Annotated in this window: 2 protein-coding genes; both read right to left on the minus strand. The window is 72.7% G+C overall.

Features of this window, described 5'->3' with window-relative positions; translation table 11 throughout:
* Positions 1–4 precede the first annotated feature (4 nt).
* The gene (gene add / locus NBW84_RS08145; protein ID WP_250283250.1) at positions 5–1,171 is read right to left on the minus strand and encodes an adenosine deaminase; all 1,167 of its coding nucleotides are present in this window, start codon (positions 1,169–1,171) and stop codon (positions 5–7) included.
* 530 nt (positions 1,172–1,701) lie between these two features.
* Positions 1,702–2,865: a cyclic dehypoxanthinyl futalosine synthase gene (mqnC, locus tag NBW84_RS08150; RefSeq protein WP_250283276.1), complete on the minus strand. Its 1,164-nt coding sequence runs from the start codon at positions 2,863–2,865 to the stop codon at positions 1,702–1,704.
* Between the last annotated feature and the right edge of the window lie 53 nt (positions 2,866–2,918).

Raw genomic sequence — 2,918 nt, forward strand, 5'->3', positions numbered from 1 at the left:
GAGCTCACCGCGGCACCGTCGCGGTTCCGGCACCGCCGACGGGCCCAGAGCTCGGCACGGCCGCCGGCACGGCCGCGGTGGCGGGCGGGAAGGAGGCGGCCGCGGCGATACCGGCAGCCAGCGGATCCGTGCGGGCGGCCGTGGCCAGCGCCGCCCGCACGGCGTCCCAGTCGGTGCCGGTGCCGATCGCCGCCAGCCGCTGCCGCGTCGCGTCGTCGCACAGCGCGCCGGCGACGCCGGCCTCGTACAGGCCACGGGCGGACACGCCCAGTGCCGCGGCCACCGCGTGCTCACGGCCGAGATCGGTGTCGAACATAGCCGGGTCGTCGGTGGCCAGCGAGCAGCGCACCCCCGCCTCGACCAGCGCGGGCAGCGGATGCCCGGCAAGATCCGCCGCTGAGCGCGTCCGCAGGTTGGACACCGGGCAGACGTCCAGGACGACATCCCGCTCGACAAGATCGGCTACGAGGCCGGGATCGTCCAGGGCTCGGATGCCGTGCCGGATGCGGCGCGCGCCCAGGGCGTCCAACGCGCCGCGGATCGAGGCCGGCCCGCCGCTCTCCCCCGCGTGCGGGACGGCGGCCAGCCCGCCGTCGGCGGCGATGGCGAACGCCCGCGCGTACGGTTCGGGCGGGTGGCCGGCCTCCGGTCCGCCCAGCCCCAGGCCGACGATCCCCCGGTCGCGGAACCGGACCGCCTGGCGGGCCACCTCGCAGGCCTCCTCCGGCGGCAGGACACGGTCGATGTCGGGAGTGAGGCCCATGGGCAGGCCGAACCGTTCGCGGGCCTCGGCCACCCCGTCGGCGTAGCCGTTGAAGATCTCCTCCCAGGAGATCCCGCGCCGGACGCGGAACCACGGGGAGAAGATCCCCTCCACGTAGACCGCGCCGTGCGCGGATGCCTCGGCGGCGTAGTCGACGACGACCTGGCGGAAGTCCTCGGCGGTGCGCATCACATGTGTGGTGAGGACCCAGACCTCGATGAAGTGGTCGAAGTCCCGGAAGCGGTACAGCTCGGTGAGCTCCTCGACCGTCGTGGCCGGCAGCGCCTGCCCGTTACGCCGGGCCATCGCCAGCAGGGTCGCCGGACGGACCGTGCCCTCCAGGTGAACATGCAGTTCGATCTTCGGTCCGGTGGGCGGCCCGGTAGGCGGGCCAGCGGGCGCGGTCACTCCGACAGGCTAGCCGCCCCCTCCCGCCCAGGTGCGCGGACAGCCACCATCCCCCCGCCCCGCCAGGCGCCGGGAGCGGGCCCGCGAACGGAGCCGTGACCTCCGGAACCGCGGGCGCGCGGGCCGCGGGGCACGGGGCACGGGGCACGGGGCACGGGGCACGCCACCGTCCTCTCGCGTGCTCTCCCAGCCGCTCGGTGGACGGTCCGTCCGGCCCGGCTCGGCCCGGCTCGGCTCGGCCCGGCCCGGCTCGGGGATGCTTCGTTCGGGAACTGCCCGTTCGGGACGGCCCAGAGCGCCGGTCAAGTAGCGCGCGGATCCCATCCACGACCACCCGCACAGGCCATGATCCAGAAGAGTTTGTCGTTGTGTACGCTTTTTGGCCGCAAAAGCGTACACAACGACAAAATTACGCCGATCTTCTCCGGTGGCCGACGTCCATCGAAGCATGCCACCGTTCAGGAGGGATACGTATGGCTACCTGGCCGGCGCTCTAGTCGTCCGGGACGGCCTGTCGTCCGCGGGACGGCCTATGTGGTGGCGACGATCGGCAGGGCGGTCGAGGAGAAGTGCGAGGCCACCCGGTCGTCCACGGGGTCCTGTGCGGGATCGCGGTGCACGGCCAGGTGCCGGTAGAGGGTGTCGCGCTGCGCCGGGATCCGGTCGGCCGCGCGGATGAGATGGATGAGCTCGCTCCGGTTGGTCCGGTGCCGGGCGCCGGCCGAGGAGACCACGTTCTCCTCCAGCATGACCGAGCCCAGATCGTCCGCGCCCATGTGCAGGGTGAGCTGGCCGACCTCCTTGCCGGTCGTCAGCCACGAGCCCTGCAGGTGCGCGATGTTGTCGAAGAACAGCCGGGCCACCGCCACCAGCCGCAGGTACTCGATGGTCGACGCCTGCGTGCGTCCGCGCAGGTGGTTGTTCTCCGGCTGGTAGGTCCACGGGATGAACGACCGGAAGCCACCGGTGCGGTCCTGCACGTCACGGATCATCCGCAGGTGCTCGATGCGCTCGGCGTTGGTCTCCCCGGTGCCCATCATGAACGTCGCGGTCGACTCGAGGCCGAGGCCGTGGGCGGTCTCCATCACCGACAGCCACACGTGCCCGGGCTCCTTCAGCGGGGCGATCGCGTGCCGGGGACGCTCGGTGAGGATCTCCGCGCCCGCGCCGGCGAAGCTGTCGAGCCCGGCGTCCCGCAGCCGGACAATGACCTCGGAGAAGCTCAGCCCGGACGTCCGGGCGATGTGGACGACCTCGCTGGCGCCCAGCGAGTGCAGGGCCAGCCGCGGGTAGGCCCGCTTGATCGCGGCGAAGGTGTTCTCGTACCACTCGATACCGAAGCCGGGATGGTGGCCGCCCTGGAGCATGATCTGGGTCGCGCCCAGCTCGACGGCCTCGCCGCATCTGGCGAGGATGTCGTCGACGTCGCGGACCCAGCCCTCCTTGTGGCCGGGCGCCCGGTAGAACGCGCAGAACCGGCAGGCGGTCACGCACACGTTCGTGTAGTTGATGTTCCTGTCGATGATGTAGGTGACGATGTCGTCCGGGAAGCGGCGGCGGCGGACGGCGTCGGCGGCCCGTCCGAGCGCGTGCAGCGGCGCCCTGGTGTACAGCAGCAGCGCCTCGTCGGCGGTGATCCGCCCGCCGTCCGCGGCGTGCGCGAGCACGGACGCGGTCTCCTGGTCGCCGGCCACCGGTGTGCCCGCGACTGCCGTTGTTCCCGCTGCCGCTGTTTCCGGGGCTGCCG

Source organism: Protofrankia sp. CiP1_Cm_nod2, from assembly GCF_920664355.1.
Lineage (GTDB): Bacteria > Actinomycetota > Actinomycetes > Frankiales > Frankiaceae > Protofrankia.